Here is a 2,229-nt window from a genome sequence, read left to right as displayed (position 1 = left end):
AGGTTAGCCGATCATATCCGGCGGGGAAATATCACTACAGGTACGATTGAAACCCTGGTGCTGGACGAATTTGATAAATCGCTCGAATCGGGCTTCCATGATGAAGTGGCTTTTATCATCAGCGCCCTGCCGGCTTTAAAAAAGAGGATCCTCACCTCTGCAACCAGGGCTGTTGAAATTCCTGCATTCATCGGGCTGGAAGATCCTGTAAAGCTGGATTTCTTACCCGGCGCCGGTGAAGTGCCGGGCAAACTGGCGGTCAAAATAGTACAGAGCGATCAAAAAGATAAGCTGGAAACGCTTTTTAAGCTGATCTGTTATTTGGGCAACCGTTCCACCGTTGTGTTCTGCAATCACCGCGAATCGGTAGAACGTGCGAGTGCCTATTTAACGCAGCAAACCATTACCAACGTGTTTTATCATGGCGCCATGGAGCAACAGGAAAGAGATAGCGCTTTATGCAAATTCAGGAATGGCACGTCCAATATACTGGTAACAACCGACCTGGCATCGCGCGGACTGGATATTCCCAATATCCGCTATATCATTCATTTCCACCTGCCACAAACAGAGGATATCTTTGTACACCGCAATGGAAGAACCGCCAGGATGGATGCCAGCGGCACTGCCATCCTTATTTTGTCGCCCGAAGAAATGCATCCTGCCTATATTGCACAGGATGCTGAAAAAGTTACTTTACCTGAAACCAATGTGCTGCCTGAAAAACCCAAATGGTCAACCCTGTTTATAGCCGCAGGTAAAAAAGACAAGGTTAATAAAGTTGATATTGTTGGTTTTTTGGGCAACAGGGCCAAATTGAAAAAAGAGGATATCGGGCTGATTGAGGTAAAAGATTTTTTCTCTTTTGCAGCAGTGCGGAAAACAAAAATGGGTGAGGCGTTGCGGTTAATAAAAGGTGAGAAGATCAAGAATAAGAAGGTAAAGATTGGTATAGCGAAGTAGAAAGTAATATCGGGTTTACTTTTATGCAATATGCCTGCCGGGTGAAGATATCCAGTTTAAAATAGCCGCTGTTGCACCCCAGTCCGTCTACAAATGAAATATTACCCGCAGCAAAGGGCTCAATGCGGAAATGATTATTTTGCGGGTTGGTATTTTCAAATATTTCTTCGGGGATGAGCTGTGGTTTGCAGGTGGCGGAAATGCGGAATACAATACGCAGTGTATTTCTTTTTATGATAACAGTAGCCTGCGGCTCATTCCACATTGTTTCTATTTCTTCGCGTATGTTTTCTGTAACAGCCGGATCGGCTGCAGTGCCATATGTTATAATGTTAGAACGAATAACCAGTTGCCCGTTTTGTATCTCCGCTGTTCCCATTGGATTCAATGTATAGAATATTCTGTATAACCGGAAAACAAATCCGGAGATGCGGTCGGCACCCGACGAAGGAGGGTCAGCACCGCATCTGAACGCAAAGCCCCGGGGAACAAGTAATAAGAACTACAGATGGTTCGTTCCTCACCATGACAATACAAAAGCGTGCAGATGGTTCGTTCCTCACCATGACAATACAAAAGCGTGCAGATGGTTCGTGCCTCGCCATGACAATACCGGCAAAATGCATTATACTTCAGGCTCCCATCCCGGCTCATACTCCCTGCTCCACAGCTGCAATGCGGCTTTGTCGTTCAGGATATGACCGTTCTTTGGATCTGTTTGTAAAGTGCGCCCCATACGCTGGGCAATATTGCCCAATTGCACCAGCAAAGTGCTCTGATGCCCGCCAATAATATCCGAACGCAGGGGAGCGCCATTGCGGATGGCGTCGAAAAAATTACGGATGTGCAGTGCATCCAGCGCCTGTGCCGGGCTCGATAAATTGCGGGGATCAATGAGATCATCCTGCTTTACCTCTTTTATGATCTTTCCCTTCAGATCAAATACTTTATAGGCATTGCCTCCTTCGATCAGCAGGGAACCGGTTTCCCCATAAAACAATACGCCAACGGAGCTGCCTTCTACCGGCTGTCCGTTACAACTGCGCCCTTCCCACGAGATCATGCTGTTGTTATCAAATTCAAGGTTAATGACCTGTGTGTCCGGTGTCTGCCAGTCGTCGGTATAACGGTAGCGGCCACCGGCAGAGCTTACTTTTACGGGATAGTCCACCTCAAGTCCCCATCTTGCGAGGTCAACCATATGCGTACCGTTATTGAGCGCTTCACCGCTACCCCAGTTCCAGAACCAGTGCCAGTTATAATGAA

The 2,229-nt window shown here is 47.1% G+C and carries 3 protein-coding genes; 1 reads left to right on the top strand and 2 read right to left on the bottom strand.

The genetic code is table 11. The features are described 5' to 3' along the window. Positions 1-963 (top strand): helicase-related protein (locus PLH26_RS21585; RefSeq protein ID WP_324588082.1); only part of this gene is annotated, 963 nt, incomplete at its 5' end. Here PLH26_RS21585 and PLH26_RS21580 read toward each other — a convergent pair. Together PLH26_RS21580 and PLH26_RS21575 are read right to left on the bottom strand one after the other, a co-directional pair. Continuing rightward, positions 926-1,342, bottom strand: coding sequence for a hypothetical protein (locus PLH26_RS21580; RefSeq protein ID WP_324588081.1), 417 nt, complete (start codon positions 1,340-1,342; stop codon positions 926-928). The genes PLH26_RS21585 and PLH26_RS21580 overlap by 38 nt on opposite strands. Positions 1,343-1,588: 246 nt before the next feature. Further along, on the bottom strand, positions 1,589-2,229 hold a 641-nt coding region (locus tag PLH26_RS21575), incomplete at its 5' end, for a Gfo/Idh/MocA family oxidoreductase (RefSeq protein ID WP_324588080.1).

The organism is Agriterribacter sp. (genome assembly GCF_035444585.1).
Taxonomy (GTDB): Bacteria; Bacteroidota; Bacteroidia; order Chitinophagales; family Chitinophagaceae; genus Agriterribacter.
Note: the sequence above shows the minus strand (reverse complement) of the source record. Positions and strands in the feature narration are given on the sequence as shown.

Excerpts from the sequence above, each read along its gene's own strand:
- PLH26_RS21580 (WP_324588081.1), bottom strand. The coding sequence starts at position 1,342 with ATGGGAACAGCGGAGATACAAAACGGGCAACTGGTTATTCGTTCTAAC.